The 21,540-nt window shown below is 38.2% G+C and carries 17 protein-coding genes, 1 tRNA gene and 2 pseudogenes; 9 read left to right on the top strand and 11 right to left on the bottom strand.

The features are described 5' to 3' along the window. Positions 1-263: 263 nt before the first annotated feature. A complete protein-coding gene (locus ACWIX0_RS09070) occupies positions 264-668 on the top strand; it encodes a GtrA family protein (RefSeq protein WP_454173697.1) in 405 nt (134 codons plus the stop codon). Positions 669-832: 164 nt separating this feature from the next. On the opposite strand, the gene ACWIX0_RS09075 is transcribed toward ACWIX0_RS09070, so the two are convergent. Continuing rightward, a tRNA-Asn gene (locus tag ACWIX0_RS09075) sits at positions 833-907 on the bottom strand. 74 nt (positions 908-981) lie between these two features. Here ACWIX0_RS09075 and ACWIX0_RS09080 point away from each other — a divergent pair. Continuing rightward, positions 982-1,167, top strand: coding sequence for a hypothetical protein (locus ACWIX0_RS09080; RefSeq protein WP_454173698.1), 186 nt, complete (start codon positions 982-984; stop codon positions 1,165-1,167). Positions 1,168-1,171: 4 nt separating this feature from the next. On the opposite strand, the gene argS is transcribed toward ACWIX0_RS09080, so the two are convergent. The 4 genes and pseudogenes from argS to ACWIX0_RS09100 all read right to left on the bottom strand — a co-directional run bounded on the left by argS (position 1,172) and on the right by ACWIX0_RS09100 (position 7,432). Beyond that, positions 1,172-2,893 carry an arginine--tRNA ligase gene (gene argS, locus ACWIX0_RS09085; RefSeq protein WP_454173699.1) on the bottom strand — a complete coding sequence of 574 codons (1,722 nt, stop codon included), beginning with the start codon at positions 2,891-2,893 and terminating at the stop codon, positions 1,172-1,174. Between the two features lie 197 nt (positions 2,894-3,090). Then, a pseudogene (tatA, locus tag ACWIX0_RS09090) lies at positions 3,091-3,267 on the bottom strand (twin-arginine translocase TatA/TatE family subunit); the annotation flags it as partial. Between the two features lie 181 nt (positions 3,268-3,448). Beyond that, a complete protein-coding gene (gmk, locus tag ACWIX0_RS09095) occupies positions 3,449-4,258 on the bottom strand; it encodes a guanylate kinase (RefSeq protein ID WP_454173700.1) in 810 nt (269 codons plus the stop codon). Between the two features lie 165 nt (positions 4,259-4,423). After that, positions 4,424-7,432, bottom strand: coding sequence for a hypothetical protein (locus tag ACWIX0_RS09100; protein ID WP_454173701.1), 3,009 nt, complete (start codon positions 7,430-7,432; stop codon positions 4,424-4,426). Positions 7,433-7,499: 67 nt separating this feature from the next. Between ACWIX0_RS09100 and ACWIX0_RS09105 the strand changes: the two genes are divergently transcribed. The 3 genes from ACWIX0_RS09105 (at position 7,500) to ACWIX0_RS09115 (ending at position 11,404) form a co-directional block, all read left to right on the top strand. Further along, positions 7,500-8,054 (top strand): phospholipase D-like domain-containing protein, encoded by a 555-nt coding sequence (locus tag ACWIX0_RS09105; RefSeq protein ID WP_454173702.1) that lies wholly within the window; start codon positions 7,500-7,502, stop codon positions 8,052-8,054. 475 nt (positions 8,055-8,529) lie between these two features. Then, positions 8,530-9,942 (top strand): hypothetical protein, encoded by a 1,413-nt coding sequence (locus tag ACWIX0_RS09110; RefSeq protein WP_454173703.1) that lies wholly within the window; start codon positions 8,530-8,532, stop codon positions 9,940-9,942. Then, positions 9,917-11,404 carry a hypothetical protein gene (locus ACWIX0_RS09115; protein ID WP_454173704.1) on the top strand — a complete coding sequence of 496 codons (1,488 nt, stop codon included), beginning with the start codon at positions 9,917-9,919 and terminating at the stop codon, positions 11,402-11,404. The genes ACWIX0_RS09110 and ACWIX0_RS09115 overlap by 26 nt, the downstream gene beginning before the upstream one ends. Here the strand turns inward: ACWIX0_RS09115 and ACWIX0_RS09120 are convergent. Next, positions 11,370-11,543: a hypothetical protein gene (locus ACWIX0_RS09120; protein ID WP_454173705.1), complete on the bottom strand. Its 174-nt coding sequence runs from the start codon at positions 11,541-11,543 to the stop codon at positions 11,370-11,372. The genes ACWIX0_RS09115 and ACWIX0_RS09120 overlap by 35 nt on opposite strands. Positions 11,544-11,709: 166 nt before the next feature. Between ACWIX0_RS09120 and ACWIX0_RS09125 the strand changes: the two genes are divergently transcribed. Together ACWIX0_RS09125 and ACWIX0_RS09130 are read left to right on the top strand one after the other, a co-directional pair. Then, the gene (locus ACWIX0_RS09125) at positions 11,710-12,810 is read left to right on the top strand and encodes a tyrosine-type recombinase/integrase (protein ID WP_454173706.1); all 1,101 of its coding nucleotides are present in this window, start codon (positions 11,710-11,712) and stop codon (positions 12,808-12,810) included. Positions 12,811-13,369: 559 nt separating this feature from the next. Further along, positions 13,370-14,359 (top strand): hypothetical protein, encoded by a 990-nt coding sequence (locus ACWIX0_RS09130; RefSeq protein WP_454173707.1) that lies wholly within the window; start codon positions 13,370-13,372, stop codon positions 14,357-14,359. Positions 14,360-14,599: 240 nt separating this feature from the next. Here ACWIX0_RS09130 and rpsR read toward each other — a convergent pair whose 3' ends face one another. The 5 genes and pseudogenes from rpsR to ACWIX0_RS09155 form a co-directional block, all read right to left on the bottom strand. Next, a complete protein-coding gene (rpsR, locus tag ACWIX0_RS09135) occupies positions 14,600-14,851 on the bottom strand; it encodes a 30S ribosomal protein S18 (RefSeq protein WP_454173708.1) in 252 nt (83 codons plus the stop codon). Positions 14,852-14,866: 15 nt separating this feature from the next. Then, positions 14,867-15,445 carry a single-stranded DNA-binding protein gene (locus ACWIX0_RS09140; RefSeq protein WP_454173709.1) on the bottom strand — a complete coding sequence of 193 codons (579 nt, stop codon included), beginning with the start codon at positions 15,443-15,445 and terminating at the stop codon, positions 14,867-14,869. A 183-nt stretch (positions 15,446-15,628) separates the two neighbouring features. Beyond that, positions 15,629-16,021, bottom strand: a pseudogene (rpsF, locus tag ACWIX0_RS09145) (30S ribosomal protein S6); the annotation flags it as partial. Positions 16,022-16,183: 162 nt separating this feature from the next. After that, positions 16,184-17,185 (bottom strand): DNA polymerase III subunit delta, encoded by a 1,002-nt coding sequence (gene holA, locus ACWIX0_RS09150; protein ID WP_454173710.1) that lies wholly within the window; start codon positions 17,183-17,185, stop codon positions 16,184-16,186. A 2-nt stretch (positions 17,186-17,187) separates the two neighbouring features. Continuing rightward, complete coding sequence (locus ACWIX0_RS09155; protein WP_454173711.1) at positions 17,188-18,072, bottom strand: MqnA/MqnD/SBP family protein; 885 nt, start codon at positions 18,070-18,072, stop codon at positions 17,188-17,190. Positions 18,073-18,527: 455 nt separating this feature from the next. Between ACWIX0_RS09155 and ACWIX0_RS09160 the strand changes: the two genes are divergently transcribed. Together ACWIX0_RS09160 and ACWIX0_RS09165 are read left to right on the top strand one after the other, a co-directional pair. After that, complete coding sequence (locus tag ACWIX0_RS09160; RefSeq protein ID WP_454173712.1) at positions 18,528-18,959, top strand: hypothetical protein; 432 nt, start codon at positions 18,528-18,530, stop codon at positions 18,957-18,959. Positions 18,960-19,126: 167 nt separating this feature from the next. Next, positions 19,127-21,520: a flagellar hook-length control protein FliK gene (locus ACWIX0_RS09165; protein ID WP_454173713.1), complete on the top strand. Its 2,394-nt coding sequence runs from the start codon at positions 19,127-19,129 to the stop codon at positions 21,518-21,520. The last annotated feature ends 20 nt before the right edge of the window (positions 21,521-21,540 follow it).

Here is a 21,540-nt window from a genome sequence, read left to right on the forward strand (position 1 = left end):
AATAAACGCAATCATAAACCAAATAAACTTAAAATTTGCTTTTGTGAAATGGGAATAAAATCAAAAAAGATGCTTATTTTTCAAAAAAAGTTTTGTAGCCACAAAAAACGCAAAAATCATAGAATCTAAAAAGCAACAACAAAAACCCAAACAAACAATGCGATAAAATAAACACAAAAACTAAAAATTTAGATTGATAGACTATGATTTGCATAAAAATAGCCACAAAAAACGCAAAAATCTACAAAAAAATAAGGAAAAAAATGAAAAAACACATAAAAATACAAAAACTCTTGCAAAATTCTGCCCTGCGATACGCGCTTGTAGGCGTAGCAAATACGGCAGTTGGGCTTGGCGTGATATTTGTGCTAATGTATATGGGGGCAAAACCTGAAGTAGCAAATCTGCTTGGCTATATCGTAGGTTTTTTTAACTCATATTTTTTAAATAAAAAATTCACTTTCAAATCGCGCAATTCCCACAAACAAGATTTTGTGAGGTTTGGCGTGGCTATGGGCGTGTCCTATCTCATAAATTTAGCCGTGCTTGTGGTTTTGCATTATGAATTTGGCGTGGATAAATACCTATCCCAAATCATCGCAAATGTAAGCTACACCATAAGCGGATATGCTATTAGCAAACTTTGGGCGTTTAAGCCTAGCAAATAAAATGTGATAAATAACGCGTTTGATACATTTTTAGCAAAGTTGTTGGCAAAGTAGAATCTAAGCAAAATCTAATAAAAAAAATGTGAAATTTATGAGGTTATTTTTTAAGGTTTGTAAGGTGTGATGGGAAGTAAAAGGGAAGTAAAAAATGAAAGTGGGAAAAATGGCTCCGGATGCAGGATTCGAACCTGCGACCAAGCGGTTAACAGCCGCCTACTCTACCGCTGAGCTAATCCGGAATCTAAATAAAGGCAAAATTTTATGAAAAAATCGCGCTAATGTCAAGGTTTTTGCACAAATAAAAGCATTGATTTTGTATTTTATTGTTTTGTTAAACGCCTGCGATATTCTCGCTAAAAACTTAAATCATCTTATATTTGCCATAGATTTTGCCACACATATCCTACTAAGCCATTTTCAAATCATTAAAAATCTTTTCAAATCATCGCAAAACATTACCTTTGAGATTTGGCAGATTTTGGGTAGAGTTTGCTTATAGCCTTTTACATTTTTGTCTTTGCTTTTATGCCTAGCAGGGCTAGTCCTTGCGTGATTGATAGACTTGCTAGCTTTGAAATTTTTAGATAAAGGGCTTCATTTTTGCTATCTAGGATTTTAGTAGCATTATAAAATCCGTGATACGCGCTTGCAAGGTTTTTTAGGTATTCACAGATTTTTTGTAGGCTTCTTTCTTCATACGCCATTTCTGCTATGCGTGGCAACAGCATTGACAAAAATGCTAGCTCCATAACTTGCTTGCTATGCTCGCTATTTTCGCCCTCTTTATTTGCCAAAGAAGCGATTTTTGCACTCAAAATCTCCCCTTCGCTCAAAGTAGATTTTGCCATCATTGTGTGGATTCTAGCATTTGCATAGTTGATATAAAAAATAGGATTGCTAGAATCCTCTTTGCTAAGCGTGTCTATGTCAAACTCCAAATGCGTATCTGGCTTTTTGCTTAAAAACACAAATCTAAGCTCATCTTGGCTAACCTCGCTAAGCACCTCGCTTACCAAAATAAAATTGCCAGCTCTTTTGCTCATTTTGTATGGTTTGCCCTCTTTTAGCAAACTCACCATTTGCGCTAGCAAGACTTCAAGCCTACTAGAGTCAAATCCCAAAAACTCCATAGCGGATTTTACACGCGGGATATAGCCGTGATGATCAGCTCCCCAAATATTGATAAGCCTACTAAATCCACGCATATATTTGTAGCGGTGATAGATAATATCCCCCGCAAGATAAGTCTCTTCGCCATTTTCGCGCACCACTACTCTATCTTTTTCATCGCCAAATTGACTAGATTTTAGCCATATTTTAGAGTCTTTTTCATAGATTCCATTATGTGCTTTTAACTCATCTAGGGTTTCTCTCCACTGCGTATAGAGGCTTTTTTCACTGACAAAATTATCAAATACAATATTTAAACTTTGTAGATTTTCTTTGATAATCCCTAGCATAATATCTTTGCCAAAATCTTTTAGTGCATTAAGATTTTGCATTATGATTTGTGGCAGAAAAAAATCCTTGCCAAAATGCTCTATACAATCTTGCGCGGCTTTTATGATGTATTCGCCTTTGTAAGTCTTTCCTGCTTGCTCTGCGTCTAATAACTCCTGTGGCAAAGCCTTTGCGTCTAAAATCTTTAGCGCGGCAAGTGCTAGAGAATATCCTAGCTTATTGATTTGTGCTCCCGCGTCATTTATGTAGTATTCTGTCGTAATATCTAGCCCCAAATACTCCCCCACCCGCTTCAAACTATCGCCATAGACTGCACCTCTAGCGTGTCCTATGTGAAGCGGTCCTGTGGGGTTTGCGCTTACATATTCAAGGAGGATTTTTTCTTTTTTGTGCGTGGTTTGCGCGATATTTGCATTTGCCAAAGTGTTAGTTTTTAAATCATCGCTAGCAATATCTTTTTGTGGATAGCTTAAGTCATTTTCAAATGCTTTTGTTACGCGTTCATCAAAAAAATCCGCGCTTAAAGATAGGTTGATATAGCCATTTACTTGAGAGATTTTAGAAAAAATGGCGTTTGATTTGGGATTAGATTCTAGTTTTTCGCAGATTTCTTGGGCGATTTGGATGGGGGAGCGTTTTTGCTCTTTTGCCAAACTAAACGCTAGAGGCGTAGCAATATGCCCAAAATCTTTATTTTTGGGCAATTCCAACACCACTTCTTGCCCGACAATCTCGCTTATGATAGATTTTATGGAAGCAAACATATTGATGATTAAATAATTTTCGTGCTAAATCACTGCGCTTTAGTAGCACGGCTTTTTGATACGCTAGATTTTGTGGTGGTTTTTTTTGTGCTAGATGTGCTTGTGCTAGCAGTCGAACCTTTTGGGCGTCCTCGTTTTTTTGCAGTGCTTTGTGTGATTTGCTTAGTAGATTTCGCATTGCTATTAGCGTTATCAACGCTATTTATGCTTTTTGCGCTATCAGCCTCATCATCGTCATCATCTTTTATCGCTTTTTTAAAGCCTTTGATTCCTGTGCCTACGCCTTTCATTAGCTCGGGGATTTTTTTGCCACCAAAAAGGATTAGCACCACCGCTATCACAATAGCCCAATGCCACCAGCTACCCATTCCCATTATTTCTCCTTTTGTGAATATAAATAAAACAAGGCATTATTGTAATATCTTTTTATTAAAAAATATTACACAACGCATAAAAACACGCGCAAAATCACATAAATTTTGCCTTTGCGTTATGCGCGTGGCTAGCAAAATATATGCGTGCAAAAAGCATAGCTATACTTGCCAAAGATTTTGCCTAGCCCTGCCAATCCTCCCAAAGAGAATTTATCATTTGCTCTTGGGTCAAAAATCCTAACGAAAACGCAATATGCAAAATCGCATTTTTTGCCTGCTTTATGTCATCATTTATGATGACATAATCAAAATTTGAAATATGCTGCATTTCATTATATGCGTGCAAAAGTCGTAGCTCGATATGCTCCCTGCTATCGCTTTGCCTACCCTCAAGCCTCTCACGCAAAATCTGCTTACTTTTTGTCGTTACAAATACAGATTTTGCACGCGCTCCATAATATTGCTTTATGCTTCTATGCCCCTGCACATCGACATCAAAAACGACAAGTTTCCCCTCATCTAATGCCTTTTGTATCGGTTTTAAAGAAGTCCCATAGTAGTGATTATGCACTTGCGCCCATTCCAAAAACTCACCTTTTTTTATGTCGGTTATAAATTCTGCTTCGCTTACAAAATGATAATGTTCGCCGTTTTTTTCGCCATCTCGGGGTCCTCTAGTCGTGGTAGAAATAGAAAAATACATATCTTTAATGTTGCTTTTTAGCGCATTGCAAAGAGTGGATTTGCCCGCACCACTAGGTCCTGATAGCACCAAAATCCTGCCAAATTTTTGGGGATTTTTTGAGATTGTAAAATCGTTTGTAGAATCTGTCGGGGATTTTTTTGTTGAGTCTTTAGGATTTTTATTTGTGGGTTTTTTATTTAGCTGTGGATTTTGGTTTTTTTTTGTTTTTTGTGGCGTATCTAAAGCGGTTTTTTTTGTCGTCTTTTTCGCGCTAGAATCTTTTTTTGTTTTATGTTTTGATTTCATTTTATGCCTTTTGCTATTTTGCCCCGATAAACTCCGCTTTTATGCCAACGATTTTATACCACCATAAGTAAAGCGCGATTTTTTACGCTTTTGCATACTTTTTCTTGCATATTTTGCCCCCGCATTTTTTTGCATAGATTTTGCATTTTTCACTTTTTGCGCTTGCTATTTTTGCGAAAAATCAATATCAATATGAATATGCGCCCCCTCAAGCAAAGAGCTAATCTCTTCTGCGCTCTTATTTGCCAAAAGCTCGGTAATAAGCCGTTTTTGAGTGGATTTAATAGCACTATTTTGCTCTTTTTTAGGCAAAGATTCTTGCGTGCTTGTTTCATCTATGTTTAAATATTGTGATATGCCAGATTCTGGGATAAAATCTAGGCTAGAATCCGCATTTGTTTGCATACTAGAATCCGCTAAATCCGCGCTCAAATCCTCCCCGCTAAAATATCCCTCATCGCTAGAATCTCCATCCCCGCTAGTTCCTCCATCAATGATAGAATCTAGCTTATTTAGCTCGCCCAAATCCCCATCACTAGAATCTACCAATGATTCTAGCTCCTCTAAAGATTTTGGCAACTCGGCATTTTCTTTAGCCACCTCATCGCCTAAATCGCCACCTGTCAAACCGCTAGATTCTAAATCGTTAGATTCTGTGTCATTTGTCAAATCCTCTGTCATAATCTCGCTAGATTCGCCTATATCGCTTGCTAAATCTTGCTCCAAGCTAGAATCTAGCTCTTTTAGTTGTCGGCTTACACGCTCTGCGCTGTCCTCTTGCTCTGTGTTGTCATCTTGCGCACTATCTTGTTTAGTATCTTGGCTAGGTGGCATCCCCTCTACCAAATCATTTTGCAATGCCGTTGGCAACTCATCTGCTAAGCCTTTTTCTAAATCTTGGGCTAGATTATCTTGCAAATCTTTTAGGACTTCCCCGTCAATATCCCCAACCTCCGCATTTTCATCAATCCCCTCAATATTATCAGCACTCTCTAGCGCACTAGCTACTTCATCTGCGCTTTTTTCATCTTTTTGTGGTGTGGATTCTGCCATTTCCTCCGTTTGTGCGATTTGCGCTATATCTTCTGCTTGTGTTGTTGTATCATCTTGTGCTACTTCTGCGTCTTGCGTAGTTTTAGAGATTGCGCTTGTAGATTTTACACTCTCTGCGACATTTACACCCAAATCCGCTACATTATCCACACTAGGTTCAGGGCTAGATTCTTGCGCTAGTTCTTGCGCGTCTTGCGTGCTAGATTCTTTAGCCACTTCTTGTGATTCTTGTGATTCTTGTTGCGGGGTTGCTTGCTTATCTAGGGTATTTTCAGCATTTTCATTTGGAGTATCTTCGCCTAGCACTTCCATAATGTCATTTTCATTTAGCTCGGCAAAATCATCTATATCCTCCGCTGTTTTTTCCTCGCTAACTTCGCTAGATTGTTTAGCCACTTCCTGTGCGCTATCCTCTTGCGCGACTTCTTGTTGTGGGGTTTCTTGCGTAGCTTCTTGCGCTTTTTCATTGGTAGATTCTGCTATATCGCTTGTTTGTGTCGCTTGGCTTATCGCCGTTTTGTTTGCGTCTGCTACCTCGCTTATTTTGTCTTGGCTTAGTTTGTCTTGGCTATTTCCATTTAGTAGCTCTTGAATTGTCTTAGCTTCATCTTTATCTAGCACGCCACCATTTGCGGCAAAATCTGGGCTAGATTGCAAATCTTGCGCTTCTTGTGTTTCTTGCAAATCGCTTGCTTGCGTTTTATTTATCTCTTGCCCACTTGTTTTTTGCTCATTTGTTTCTTGCAGGCTAGATTCTTGCATTTCTTGGGCTATATCCGCGCTATCTGCAATGCTTTCGTCCAAATTTGACAAATCTGTTTGCAAATCCGCTCCCAAACTAGATAAATCCTCCAAACTATCCCCGCCAAGCAACTCATCTTTTTCGCTAATTTCGCTAGCCTCGCTACTTTCGCTAGATTCTATTTGTGTAGCCAAATCTACCCCCTCCGCAGAATCCAAATTAGAATCTACATTAGAATTTACATTAGATTCCAAACTAGAATCTAAGCCACCCAAATCCGCAGAATCCATATTAGCCCCCTGCGCTACTTCGGCAGAGTCCAAACTAGAATCCAAAGCAGAATCCAAAGAGCTATCCAAAGTATCATCTAAAGAGTTGTCCAAAGCCCCTAGCCCCGCTAGATTGCCTTTCATCGAATTTACAGGATTTAGATTATCAGTAGATTCCAAATCCGCGCTAGCCATATTATCTATGCTATCAATATTATCCAAACTTCCTAGATTATCTAGGCTATCTAGTCCCCCTGCCAAACTATCTCTTATATCCCCTGCGCTATCAGGTGCTTGGCTAGTCATATCCCCCGTGCTATCTAGCCCAAAATCCCCGTCCAAATCGCTACTTAATCCACCCATTTCGCTAGAATCGCTAGAATCCGCACCTAGCGCATTTACTTCTGTTAGCTCGCCTACTAATGATTCCGTGAGAGATTGTGCGCTAGAATCATCGCTAGGCATATCTGCGACTATTTCATCACTTACGCCACCTTGTTCGCTCTGCCCTCTCTCAAGCGCAGCTAGGCTTTTATGCGCGATATTTTCGCCCACATCTAAGAAATTTTCCTCATCATTTTGAAATTCATCTTGCTCTTTTTGCTCTTTTGCACTTTGCGCGCTTGTCTTTGTCTCTACTGCGTCCGTATCGGGCAATGGTGGCAACTCTAAATTCCCCTCAAATAAATGCTCATCTTTTAAATCAAATTCATTTAGCGGAATGTCCTTGATAGGCTCAATAGGTGCTTTTTTGTCATTGTCCTCCTCTACTACCCTGCTTATGTCCTCCCCTCTACGCACAAGCTCTTTGCGCAAAATCTCTAGCACTTGCGTTGGCAAAAATGGCTTTTGGACAAGGTATTTAAACTCATCGAGCGGTTTTCGCCTAGAGTAGATAAGGCAGCTTAGAGAGCCAGAGCCGATTTGCTTAGCACGTTTTGTATCGCCACCTAGCGCATTTTCATCGACAAACAAAAAACAATCCTCAAGCATTGATACATCAATCTCTTCAAGACTGATAAAATGCTGCACTTTTAGCCCCGTTTTTTTTGCACAAGCTTCGATTAGCTTTTCCACCATAGAATCTGTATTTGCTATGACAATTTTCATCGCACGCCTACCCATTTTTAGATAAAATGCCAAAATTATACCAATTTTTTGACAAAAGGATTGCCAAATGAATAAGTTGCTAGCAAATTTCGTTCTATTTTTTGGATTTAGTGTTTTTGTGTGTGTGGCTTTTTCTAGCTTGAGTATGGCTAGAAGCGAGCTATATATGATGCCTTATGAGCAAGCACAAGCCCTAAAAAGCCTGCAAGGCGCGCTAAAAAGAGCGCAAAAAACCATAGATATTTCTATCTATAATTTTACCAATAGAGAAATCGCAAAAACATTGCGAGATAGCGCAAATCGTGGCGTAAAAATCCGCATAATCTATGACAAAGACAGCGCAAAAGACGCCCGCTCCACTATCGGCTACCTAGAAAAATACAACAATATCTCTACTTGCACGCTAAAAGGACGCAAGGCACAAAATGGCAATTATTATGGGATAATGCACCAAAAAATGGCAATCATTGATAAAAATCTGCTGTATATCGGCTCGGCAAATTGGAGTAAAAACGCCTTTGAAAACAACTTTGAAACACTTTTTTATGATGATGATTCCTATCTTGTCAATAAAGCATTAAACGCGTTTGAGCAGATGATAAAAGAATGCGAAAAATTCTAAAAAAAGATTTTGTGATTGTTATTTATTAAGTCATTGCTAGCAATGATTTTGCTTTTATTATCTAAGAACCTTATCATTGCAAGATTTATGATTGAGAGCAATGATTTTTTCTGTCATTAAACATTCTATCATTATTCACGCATTTCCAAGCATTTTCAAGCATTTTAACGCATTGGCACGCGGATTTTGACAAATCCACTCGCCAAACCCTCTCACAATGACAAAAAACCCAACATATAAAAAATCTATATTTTCAAAAATTCCACAAAAAAGTCATCAACACTTCTTATAAAACACAAAAAATCCCATAAAAATCTTTGATAAATCATCAAAATTCACAAAATTTGCGCGTTTTTTTTTTTTTGTTTTCAATTCAGCTTATTTTAAGCTATGTTTATATACGATTTACTTTCTATTTACATTAAATTTTTGTTAAAGCATTTTATCGCCTTTATCCACACAAAAAGGATACAAAATGAACACACAAAAACAAAAGGTTGCTACAACAAAAACGCAACAACAAAATGAAATATTAGATTTATGCTTTGAAAATATTTGGTTTGCAAAATCTAATTTTTCATTGATAGATTACAAGGTGTCAAAAACCACAACAACTTCTGCCATTGAGAGTAAATCTGCGAGTAAGTCGCAAGACTTGCGTGGCACAAGCCCACAGCTACGAAGCAGCGATTTAGCGCGTAAGCGCGAGTGGGCGCAGTTGCGCAAGCAAAATCTAGCGGAGGATTTTGCCTCTTGTCCCCCCTCCCTTGCGGAGGGGGCTAGGGGGTGGGTATCTTTAGAGGTATCCAAATCACCCGCTTCCTTAAAAAGCCAAAACCTACAAAGTAAAGAAAAAACAGATTCTAGCAAGGCAGATATTGCAAAAGAAAAATCTAATAATGCAAATTTTGCTAGCGCAAAATCTACCCACCCCCAAACCCCCTCCGCAAGGGAGGGGGCTTTTAGAAGCGTTGCCACTCTTTCAAATGAGGGGGCTTCTTTTTGGGCTTCTTCCGCAAGGGAGGGGGTTTTTAAAGCCAAAATCCAAACAACCAACCCCAAAAAGCTAGCCTTATCCCTAGCCACTAGCGCATTGCTAGCGGGTGTAGCATTGCTAGACACTTCAGCGGCAAATTGTATCCAACGAAGCGCAGAAGGACAATCTTATTTAGATTGCTTCGGTAGTATGCCACCACAAGATTTAAGCACAGCCATAAACAACAAAAATATGCTTATCAACTTAGGCAGAGGAGAAGCAAACCCCCTAAATGTAGGTGCAGGCTCGGTAACTGCTACCATAAGCAATAACCTCGTATTTCGCTCGGTAAATGCACCAAACACAGATTTTAGTATCACAGGAAATAGTGGCGCAGGATTGCTTCTGCCCTACACGCTTGGCAATCACACAGCAAATGCCTCTACTTTGCGAAGTCTAACTGTGAGCGGGACGATAAATAACCAAAGCTATGGCTCTGATGAGGTGTATGGCAATGGTGTAAAAATCGCCTTTGATATACACGCAGGCACACAGATAGGGCGCAGAGAAGCAGATGGCACTATCATAGGCGGTATCACGCTAAAAGACGGCGCAAACATAACAAACGCTGCTATGGCAATCTATGGTGGCTATGCGGGAGGCACTCGCTCGACTTTTGTGAGCCAAATCGCAGCAAGTGGCACAAATGCAAGCACCATACAAACGCTAAATCTAGGGTATTATAAATTTGCAGGGGATTATGCAGACTTGTTTGGAAACTATCTAATAGGCACGGGCGGGACGATAAATGTAACCACTCTAAATGTCTATCAAAGCACCATTACGCTAGATAGCGTGGCTAGCACTTGGAATGGACATAATTTAGGTGCAATCCGGCACTCGCACAAATGAACATATCGCCATAACAGGAACGATAACAAATGTAGGCGAGGTAGGCGAAGGAGCGATAAGAATCAACATAGGCGAGGGGGTAAATAGCAAATCTGATGTCTATCTTTATGACAATTTGATTATAGATAGTAAAGGTGGCAAAGGAAATGGCAAAATCAACTTCTACTCCCTGCGTGGTGGGCTAGGCACAAAGCTAATCGACACAAAAGATAGCGCGGGAAAAGCAGGTTTTCGCGTAGAGCCTGATTTGGCGACAAGCTATGGTAGCTCTATGTGGCGCACACTCACTCTAAGCTATGCTAGACGGAGTATAATGCTACAAAATATGCTAGATTCTATACAAAAGAAAAACTTCCGCTCCACAAGCTATGACAAAACCTCAATAAAAGCTCGTGGCGATATATTTGACAAAAATAAACTCACAGGCGAAGTGCGCTATGCCCCTGCTATGCGTAAGCTAGCCACTGCAGGCAGACAACAAAAGAAAAAAACACAAGTAGAGCAAAAGTTTTTGCCCTATGACAATAAAAAAACACATATCGCATTTTTTGTGCCTTATGGGCTAAATTCTCTAGCAGATGCGGGCATAAGCAATGTGCTTGAATGGGGCGGAGGAATGCTAATGGGCGTGCAAAAGGATTTGAGGGCTGCTGGAATCGTAGGGGCGTATGCAGCCTATGAATACGCCTACCTAAATACACAAATGCTAGGGGCAAGTGCCACCACTCATAATAGTGCTATCCAAGCAGGTGCGACTTATTTTAAAATAATCCCTATCGTTTCAAAAAAGAGAAAGCAAGTCAAAGAGGGATATTTCAAAGCAAACTTGCGTGGGGGAGTAGATATACCACTGCTAAAGGCACAAAGTCCATTGCCTCATATTCAATTTGAGCTAGAATCAAATACTAATGCCTCTACTTTGCCTCTTATGTATAGTTTTGGCGTTGAGTTGCGCGGAGGCTGGACTTTTTATCAATTTAAAAGCGGTGGATATATAAGCCCTGAATTTGGCGTAAGCTATGATATGCTAAGCCCGCTAGATATGAAACTGCAAAAAGCAAAATACCAACTAGGTGGGAATGAATATTATCCACAGCAATATTGGCATCTGCCTCAACTAGGTGCGAGTATCAAATACTACAAAGTGTGGGGAGAGAGATTTAAAACGAGCTTTTTAGGAGGTTTGCGCTACAATATACTAAACACGCCCACAGGGACATTTAGAATCGGTGGCTTAGGTGGCAGTGGCAAAATCTACTTGCCCGCGCTATATGGGAATTTTGATATGGATTTTATATGGATAATAAAGAAAAACCACGAGCTAAGCTTTGGCTATAATGGAATCTTTTTTTCAAACTTTAATTTTGCAAATGCAGATGAACCAAAAGCTAGCAATAAATTTAACGGAATGAGTAACGCGCTAAATATCAAATACGCACTATGGTTTGGCGGGGAATGGTAGAGCAATTTGGCAGTGGATAGTAAGGCAAATAGCAAAGTAGCCAAAATCCCCCCTCCCTTAGCACGAGGTGGCTAGGTGGTGGGAATCTGTCATTGCGAGAATCTACGCTAGCAAATTTGCAGTAATTTATCGCTATCAAATGCTAAAAACACGCATTTGATAAAGCTGATTAAAAAAATAATTAAAAAAAGCAATAAATGAGTCATATACAAAAATCATAAAATCCAAAATAAGACAAAATCTATCGTTATGGTAGAATCTGCTATAATAGCAAGATTTTGATTTTATGGATAAAAGGTAGCATAATGACTTACCCACTAGAGCCATTTGGCGAAATAGAAAAAAACTATCTTTTTTGGCTACAAAAATTTTTTGCACACAAAATGACTACGCTATCAAATCGCCATATCCACGACAAAAACGCTTTTAGTCAAAGCCTAGATTCTCTAAAATCTGCCAACAATCTCTCACAATTTGAAAAAGCAATAAAATCTGCTAGAAACTGCGGAATGATAGGGCTAAACACTTATGCAAATCCATTGCTAAAACTAGGGGAACATCTCTCAAATATAGATTCTATCAGCTCTTTGCGCGAAATCGATGAAGTGTTTTTAAGCGAGTTTATCGCCATCGCTACGGCACAGCTTAGCAATGCCACAAAGCGCAATTTTCGCATTGTGTTGATTGGATTTTTTGGGTTTATCACTAAGCATAATGAAGATGAAAATGGAAAATCTCATATCCTAAATATCGAGCTAAAATCCCTCTCTGGCACGCGTGGAAAAAGCGGGCAAAAACTGCCAACTTTTCTAAAAGAAGAGGAGTTAGATAGATTTTTAAGCGCGATAGATGAAGTGCCGATGAGCGCAAAAAATGACGGCGCAAATGCGCGAGATAGGCTAGTTGTAAAGTTGATTGTTTATACGGGGATACGCGTGAGCGAGGCGATAAACTTAGAAATAAATAAGATTTTGCCCGATGGGGAGATTTACCTGCTAAATATTCAAGGCAAGGGCGATAAAGAGCGCGTGGTAATGATAAAAAAAACACATATCGATGGACTGCTAAAGCAGTGGCTAGCATATCGCACACTCATAGAGAGTGAAAATCGCAAGGTGCAGGGGAATCTACTTTTTTGCAATGCCAAAGGCAAGGCATTGACGCAGGTGTATATTTATGGAATCGTAAAAAGGATTTTGCTCCACATTGGAATCCAAAAAGAAAAAATGGGGGCGCATTTATTGCGACATTCTTTTGCGACATTGCTATATCAAAAGCACAAAGATTTAGTCCTAGTCCAAGAAGCACTAGGACACGCGGATTTAAACACGAGCAGGATTTATACGCATTTTGACAAAGATAGGCTAAAAAAAGCCGCTAATTTAATGGATAATTTGGGAAAATAAGCATTTGTCATACTGAGCGTAAGCGAAGTATCCAAAAAGCAAAATCTGCAAATAATGCTACTTTGCAATATAATGAAAATTTGTGCAAACCTTTGGATACTTCGGCAGCTTCGCTACCTCAATATGACAATGTCATAAATTGCCACGAATAGCTCAAGTGCGTTTTCTCGCAATGACTACACATTGTCATATTGATGGCGTAGCCCAACATATCTTAAACAACATATTGAAATTGTCATATTGAAGTTTTGTAAGAAACTAAAATATTCAAAAAAGTCATATTAAATGTAGCAAAATATCTCAAAAAACAAAAAAATAATCTCAACAAAATAGAGATATTTCGCTAACGCTCAATATGACAAATAACAGAGAAGTTTTGGCTTTTAGCCTAAATATGACAAAAATATACTTTGCGAACAAATTTTAAGCATAGCAAACACGATTTTCTACTCCACAGATATTTTTATCGCCCACAATTTCTTACCCCCCACATTTAAAATCTGTTTTTTTTTTTTTGTATTGTTGCTTTCTGCAAAATTTTACAAAAAAAGGTGCAAAAATGAAAAATCTTACAGCAAAAAGCATTTGCAGAAATGGGCTAGTGGTATTATTTGTATTATATGCGTTTGGAAATATATCTTTTGGTTTTAACAACACATATAACCACAATATAACAATACGAAAACGACCAAGTTTGAGTGAAGCAACAGATAAAATGCTTCAACGCCGACACGAGCAAAATCTACAAACACAACAATTACAATACCAACAAGATATGCAATATCAACAGCAAATGTTTCAAATACTGCAAGAGCGAGAGCGATTTCAACAGCAAGAACATTTAGAAAGACTAAGAAATGACCCAGAATATGCTAAAAGAGTTGCATTAAATAAAAAAGGAGGTGTGCTAAGTAGGCAGTATAATGAACTTGAAGAATATGCTGGGCGACTAAATCAAAAAGAGAAAAACTTATTTGATATAAAAGATGCGTTACTTGATGATATGTTGGAGCTACAAAAGAGGGCAGAACAAATTGCTGTGAGATTAAAAACTTCGAGTGAGAAAGCAAAAACTATGCTTGATAATCCCAAACTTCTATCGCAAGAAAAAATTGAGCTAAAAGAAATGATAACCAAGCAAGAGGCATTATCAAATAAGGCAATTCCACTATATAATAAAATCGAGGCACGAGAAAAACAAATAGACAATCTTTATGAGAATTTCCAAAAATCCATAGCAGGACTTATAAATATTATCCAAAAATCTAGCGATGAAGCAGACAAGTATCGACACAAAATCGAATATGATAATGTCGCTTATGGGGCATTTTTGCAAGAACTCGAAAAACAAGTAGAAGTAGCCCCGCAAATAATCAAGAAAAAAGAATCTTATATCATAGAGCTAGAAAAACTTATAGAGGCGTATGAACAAGATGCGCAAGAAATGGAGAAATTTTTTGAAGAAGTGATAAAGCACAAATCTTTTGCTAGAAAATATGAAAGATTGATTAAAAAAATCGAAAAACGATTAGCAAAGCTGGGTAAGTAATCGCGCAATATTTATCAATGTTTAATATTTGATTTGCGCTTTGAAACTAGGGTATCGCAAGAATTTTATCCTCAAATCAAGTTTAGAATCCAAACCACAATAGCGATTCTAAAATAGTGGTAATTTTGTTGATATGTGGATAACTGCTAAAAAATGCGTTTTTAATGTATTTGTATAACTATCGCCACGCAATATATCGCAGATTTTGCTTCATTGCGATGGCACATTATAAAAATACTTCTATTTAAACGGGCTTTCTACGACTTTTTTATGGTCGATAATGTATGGGATAAGTGCCATATGTCGCGCTCGTTTGATAGCGACTTCTACGCGCTCCTGCCATTTTTTGCTATTGCCTGTTAGGCGTCTTGGCATTATTTTGTAGCGCTCACTTAGTGTGTGCTTTAGCAAATCCAAATCTTTATAATCCACAAATTCAATCTTTGCCTCTGTGTATCGGCAGTATCTGCGTGAGTATCGTTTTCTTTCCATTTGATTCTCCTTATATTAGAATGGTATGTCATCATCATCGATGTCAATGCTTGGGATATTTTGCTCGCTTGGCTGTCTTTGGTAGTTTTGCGAGTTTTGCGCGGTTTGGTTTTGCGCTCCGTAGTTTCCATAGCCTGCGTTACTTGCACCTGTGCTATTTCCGTAGTTTGAGCTATTTTGGTAGGCGTTATTGCTAGCACCATAGTTTGAATTTGATTGGCTAGCATAGCTATCATCATAGCTATTGTTTTCGTAGCCTCCGCTAGCATTTTTGGTATCTAGCATTTTCATAGATTCTGCTACGATGGAGTGTTTGGAGCGTTTTTGTCCATTTTGGTCAGTCCAAGTGTCATAGACTAATCGCCCCTCTACCAATACTTTGCTACCTTTTCGTAAGTATTGATTTGCTACTTCTGCGGTGCGCCCAAATAGCGTAACATCTACAAAGCAAACTTCCTCAGCTTTTGAGCCATCTTGCTTATTGTAGCGTCTATTGCTAGCTATGCCAAAAGTGGCTAACGCAGATGAGGACTGCAAATATTTTAGCTCGACATCACGGGTTAGGTTTCCTATGATAATTACTTTGTTAAACATTTGTATTCCTTAAAATAGATAAGGTATCGCACGCTAACTATCCGCAGAATCACTAGGATTTTTAGATTCTGCATTTTTGGTGTTAGAATCCATACCGCTAGTGTCGCTTATTTCTGCGCTATCTTGTGTGTTTTCTAGCGTGCTTGCTTCAGCGCGTTTGTTGCCTCTGTCATAGCCTCTATCCTCTCTAGTGCGCGGTGGGCTTAGTTTGATGGGCTCTACTTTTTTGTTTGCCCTATCGATTAGGGTTTGCCACGCTTTTTGTTCCTTTTTGCTTTCATACTTGATTACGATAAATCGCAAAATATCCTCATTTATGCGATATAGTCGCTCTAGCTCCAATATAGCCTTTGGACTAGCGATAAAGTAAATCACAAAGTAATATCCGCGTTTGTGTTTTTTGATGTCATAGGCGAGGTTTCGCATTCCCATATCTAAGCAAGTTTCTATTTTGCCTCCATTTTTGGTAATCGCGTCTTTGTAGAAATCGATTTTTTGTTTGATTTCGTCCTCGACAAGAGTAGGTTTTACGATAAACATTGTCTCGTAATGCTTGGTTTTGTTTTGTTCGCTCATAAAGTCTCCTTATGGTTTTTGCCCTATGCTTTGGCAACTTCTGCAAAAAACCTAAAAGCCTAAAATGACTTAAAAAGCCACAATGTGCTAAAAAGCAAATCCCCTAAAAACAGGGCTTAGAAGTATATGCACGCATAGAGCAAGGAAAATAAAGCGCAGATTTTAGCGAATAAATGCTTGAATTTTGATTAAACTTTGCAAAGAAATGCTTTTTTTGCCCCGCATTAGTTCGTTTCGCCATTTTCCAAGCAGCTTAAAAATCTCCAAATACCCCTCTTCAGAGCACACTCTCAAACATCTATGCTTGTATTCATCAGCTATAAGATTTGGCGGGGCATACCCCAAAATCTCTTTTGGCTCGATTTTGCCATTTGCCCGCGCATACGCAAAAAACAAAAATAATTTATTAAAATATTCTTCTATATCTCGCATTAGCCCCATTTCTTCAAGCCCGCTCTCAAGCATTTTTTCTAGCACCAAAAATGGCGATTTTTTGCTAAAAATCCTCTCTAATAACTCCTCAATCCCAACACTCCCTAGCCCATAGCACAACAGCTCAATATCTTGCCTGCTTACCTCCCCATCGATGATATTAAACTTGCTTAGTTCTGCACAAGCTAGGGCAATGTCGTTGTTGTGCATTTCAAGCAGGCTTTGTAGATTTTGGTTGTTTATTAGGATTTTTAGCTCGTTTGCCCTCACGCGCAAAAATTCCAAACACTCCCTTGCATTTGGTGCAAAAAACCTCACATCTACCACTCCATTTAAGCCATTAGATTGCGTATGCAGGCTTGTGGCAAAGGCTTTGAAGTCTCTAGCATATTGTGCGCTAGATTTATTTTCTGCTTGATAAAATTCAATCACAATGGATGCGTTTTGATTATTTTTTAGCGCGTTTGTGATAGGCGTGATATGCTTAGAATCTAGCTTTTTATCTAGCTTTAGCACCACCACTTGCGCATCGCCAAAAAGGCTACTTTGACTCAAAATATTCATCACAGAATCCAAACTATAATCCGCGTAATAAAACACCTCTGGGGTTACGCCTATTGCGTTTGTGATTTTTTTGGAATATGTTTGTATCAAAAAATCACTCTCCCCGTATAAAAGCGCGGCTTTAGGCGTGCGCGAGGCAAGGTAGGTATCAAAAACTTTTTTATACATTATTATTTTGTCCTTTGGTATTTTTGTGCTTTTTTATAATTTCTCTTAGGTGGTTTTATACCCAAAAGTCGCAATGAGCGAAAAAAACGCAAAATCCCCAAATGCTCTTTTGTGTCGATTTTGTAATAAATATGTTTTAAATATTCTTTGACAAAAGAGGGTGGAATCCCAATTTTTTTGGATTGTTTCACAAGCCAAAAATGTGGAATCTTTATGTGAGAAGCATTAAATGAGTGCGAGATTTTTGCATAAAATGTTGCGTATTTTTTGACACAGCATAGCCTGCCAAACACAAAAGGCAATCTTGTTTTTTTAAACCATTGTTTGCCCATATCCGTGTAGCTTGTGGGATTTGCGTGAGTGGAGTTTGTTTGAGTGGCGTTTGAAATCCATTGTTGTGAGATTTTAGATTTTGGTTTGAAATCTTTTTTTGTAAAATCCTGTTTTGTTGGTAGATTTTGCAAATGTTGCGGGTTTTGCAAATCTTGTAGATTTTGATAAAAATTTTTATACAGCCACAAAAGTGCCTTATCGCCGATAAGAACTTCGCCTTTTAAGTTTAGCACTTTGCTTAGGGCGTTTGAAGTATCAGATTGAAAATCCGCTTTTAGGGAGGCGTGTCGCACTAGCACACTCCAAACCGCGCCCTTTGCGATGATACCGCTTTTGGTGGCGTATTTGCCATTTAGTTTGCGATGAGATTCTACGCCTGCGATAGATGAGATAAACCCCGCATCAATGCGATTAAACAAAAATGATTGATTTAGCTTGGCTGGGTAGGAACTTTTGGCAAAAAGGCTTTGTTTGAAGCGAGATGGCAAGGGATAAGATTTGATAAACATATCAAAAGGTAGTAGATTAAGAAATTCAATCTTTCCAAAGCGCATTATTTTTCTTTATTTTGGGATTTTGATTTTGTTTTTGATTTTGGTTTGTTTGCAAGTGTGTTTTTCGATAGGTTGCTAGCTTTATAAGATTGCTAGCACGATTTTATCAGTATTTGCCTGCATAGATTTTGTAAGGCACATTATACCATTGAAATGACTTATAAGAAGTTATCCTTTGCTAAAATTTTGCATTAAGTGGCGGTGGTTTTGTATCGACTTTAGCGCGGATTTTGCAGGTTTTGCCACACCGATAAAAACCGATAAAAAGCGCATAAAGCTAAAAATATTTATCTAAAACTTGATTTCATTTTTTATGCTAAAATTTTGCTTTTAGGCAAGACAAGATAAAATCAAATTCAATGATAAAATGTTTTAACCGCCTTAATAATTTAATTTTTAGTAATATTTGTTTGCAAAGTTTGAACTTCCGCATAATTCCACATAAAAGGGCATTTATGTCGTATATTTGTATGTTTGTTGATAAAATCAAATGGCTTAATGGCAAGATTTTGTTGCTTATGGCGTTGTTTGCCACTCCAGCATTTGCAGAATGGCAAATGTTTAGCGATGGAGTAGATACATATCTATTTAACACCCAAAGTGGCGATGTGTATGTGCGATTTAGAAAAGGTGGCAAAAACTATGAAGATGTATTTGTGAAAATGCCAGCGGGTGTGCGCCCCACAAACCAAAACAAAGCAAAACAGCCCGCAAAAAATGCACCACAAAATCCCCAACAATCTACCCAAAATCCTCCCAAAACTCCTACCTCCCCACAAACTCCAAATAACGAAATCACTCAAGCACAAAAACTAGAAGCAATCAAAAAATCCCAAGAAATCTTAAACAAAAGCATAGATTCTAGCGATATTAGCGCGGGATTTTAGATTTTAGATTTTTTTGTAAAAAATCTAAATCAAATCTCATAAGCCTTTTATAAAATTTTAGTGTTTGTTTTTTTTAGCTTTTTTTGGAACTTCTTTTGCTTTTTTAACGCTGATTTTCCCTCGAAATTTATTGCAAAATTGCAAAATTTTTTATCAAGGATAAGCAAGTGTTAGAGCAAGTTAGCAATTTCCAAGCAGTCAAAAAAACCCCTTTTGAAGCACAACCTAGCATAACCCAAGCCAAAAATGTAGCGCAACAAAATCAAACACAAAATCAACCAAATGAAGTTGATTTTAAAACCGCATTGCAACAATCTATCCAAAATCAAAAATCTGCCCCAAAAGACACGCCCACAACGCCAAGTGCCACAAGTGCAAAAATTCCTACGCAAAGCACACAAGCCAAAGGCATTTTAAGCAATGCAAATCCACTTGCCCACAAAAATAACCTAAAAAACCCTACAAATATCCCAAACAATGCTAATTTTGACATTTTTGAGCAAAACGAATTGCAAAAAGCATTACAAAAAGGCAATCTCTCAAATGCATCAAAAAATCCAAACGCCAATGAGCTAGATTCTTTTATGGCAAAAAATAGCGCAAATAGCCTTGCTAAAAATGCTCTTTTGCAAGAAAAGATTGACCCCAAAAACGCGCTAGAATCAAATGACAAAACAAATCCAAAAACGCTAGCAAATACGCTAAATTCTCTCTCAAACAACGCTAGCAAAGCATTGCCAAAATCTAGTGAGATGGACAATATTAGCGAGGTTAGCGAGGAAGATTTTTTGCCAAATGAAAAGGATACTAACGCCCAAACCCTACTTCAAAGCCAAAATCTAGGCAAAGAATCTATCAAAAAAGATTTAAACCAAATGGCAAGACAAAAAGAGCAAAAAGAGACTTTTTTATCCAAAATAATGCAAAATCAACAAGACGATAAAGCCGAGCCAAACGCAGATACAAAAACAAGTGCCATAAAAAACGCACAAGAGCCATTAGCAACTAAAAATGATGATAACGCTGATGAGCTAGATTTTGTAAGCCCTTTTGGGAATGCGCAAAATCTAGCCTCTACAAACGCGCAAACAAGCATAAACTCAAATATGCAATCAAACGCACAAGGGCAAAATCCAAAATCCTTGCAAACTCCGCTAAATAGTCAAAATCCTACTCTAGAAAATGTCGCAAACAAGGCAAAAGAACTCGGGCTAAATCCTAGCAAACTAAGCTATAAAGATGATGAGGATTTTACTCAAAATCTAAAATCAAAATCTAGTGCAAATAAAAGCAACGCTAGCAATGCAAGCAACCAAACAAATGGCATAAAAACCTACTTTGATAGCGATAATGCAGAAGAATTGCGCCCGATATTTGACTTGCTAGAATCTTTTGACGCACGAAATGCAAAAAAACGCAAATCAATGCAAACAAGCACTAGCAAGACTTCTATCAAATATATCCAAAATGGCGAGGATAAAATCGCAGTGATAGAGCGAAGCAAAAATTTGCCAAAATCAGTAACCACACAACGAATCAAAAACGAGCGACAAGAAAAAATCTTTGAACAAATACAAAAAGATTTGCTCGCGGGCAAAGAGCTAAATCTATCACAAATCGAGCTAGAGCTAAGCAAACTTGAAAATGAACTTTTTGATGACAAAACGCAAAATCTAAATCCGCTAAAAATCGCTCCAAAAGCCAACACAAAGCCAAATCTAACCTCGCAGGCAACTAGCCCATCTAATCTTAGTATAGCAGCTAGCACAGCCCTTAGCTCAAAGCAACTAAATGGGGATTCTAAAGATAAAAATGGCTCAAAAAATAAAGAAACTAGAGAATCAAAAGAGGTAAAAACACAAGGCGATAACACAAAAAATGCTAACAAAATAATAAGCGAGCCACTAAACCAAAACGCCCTAGAATCTAACACAGAAAAAACACAAAATATGCCAGCATTTGCCCAAAATGAGCTAGAGCAAAATGCCCAAAATCTAAACGAAGCAACAATAGCTAAGCAAGCCCAAAAGCAAGAATCTAGCGAGTCCAAAGCAGAATCTAAAAATGAGGCAAAAACGCTAGCAAGCAGTGCTTCTAGCACCAATGCGCTAAAAGCAGATTCACGCACAAACAATATAAATCCAAGAGAAGCCCTTAGCTCTTTTGTCCAGCAATTTGAGCAAGAAATCAAGCGATTTAAACCGCCAATGAGGCAAATTTCTATGGAGCTATCCCCAAAAGAGTTGGGCAATATTGAGCTTACTATCACGCAAAGGGGCAATAACCTGCATATTAGCGTGGTTTCAAACCCACAAGCATTGCAACTATTTGCGCAAAATCATAACGATTTGCGACAAAGCTTGCTAAATGCGGGATTTGATGGAGTGGATTTGAGTTTTTCTAGCAATGGCGGAAATGGTAGCAATGCAAACTCAAATAATGGAGAACAAAATAGCGAAAATAACGGCGAAAATAGGCAAAATCTAGCAAATTCTAGCAATACAAATCCGCTAGATTCTCAAATCACACAAATGGAAATCACTTTACCAAGATATGCCTAAAAAGCGATAAATGCGAAAAA

It is taken from the genome of Helicobacter sp. T3_23-1059 (assembly GCF_053654515.1).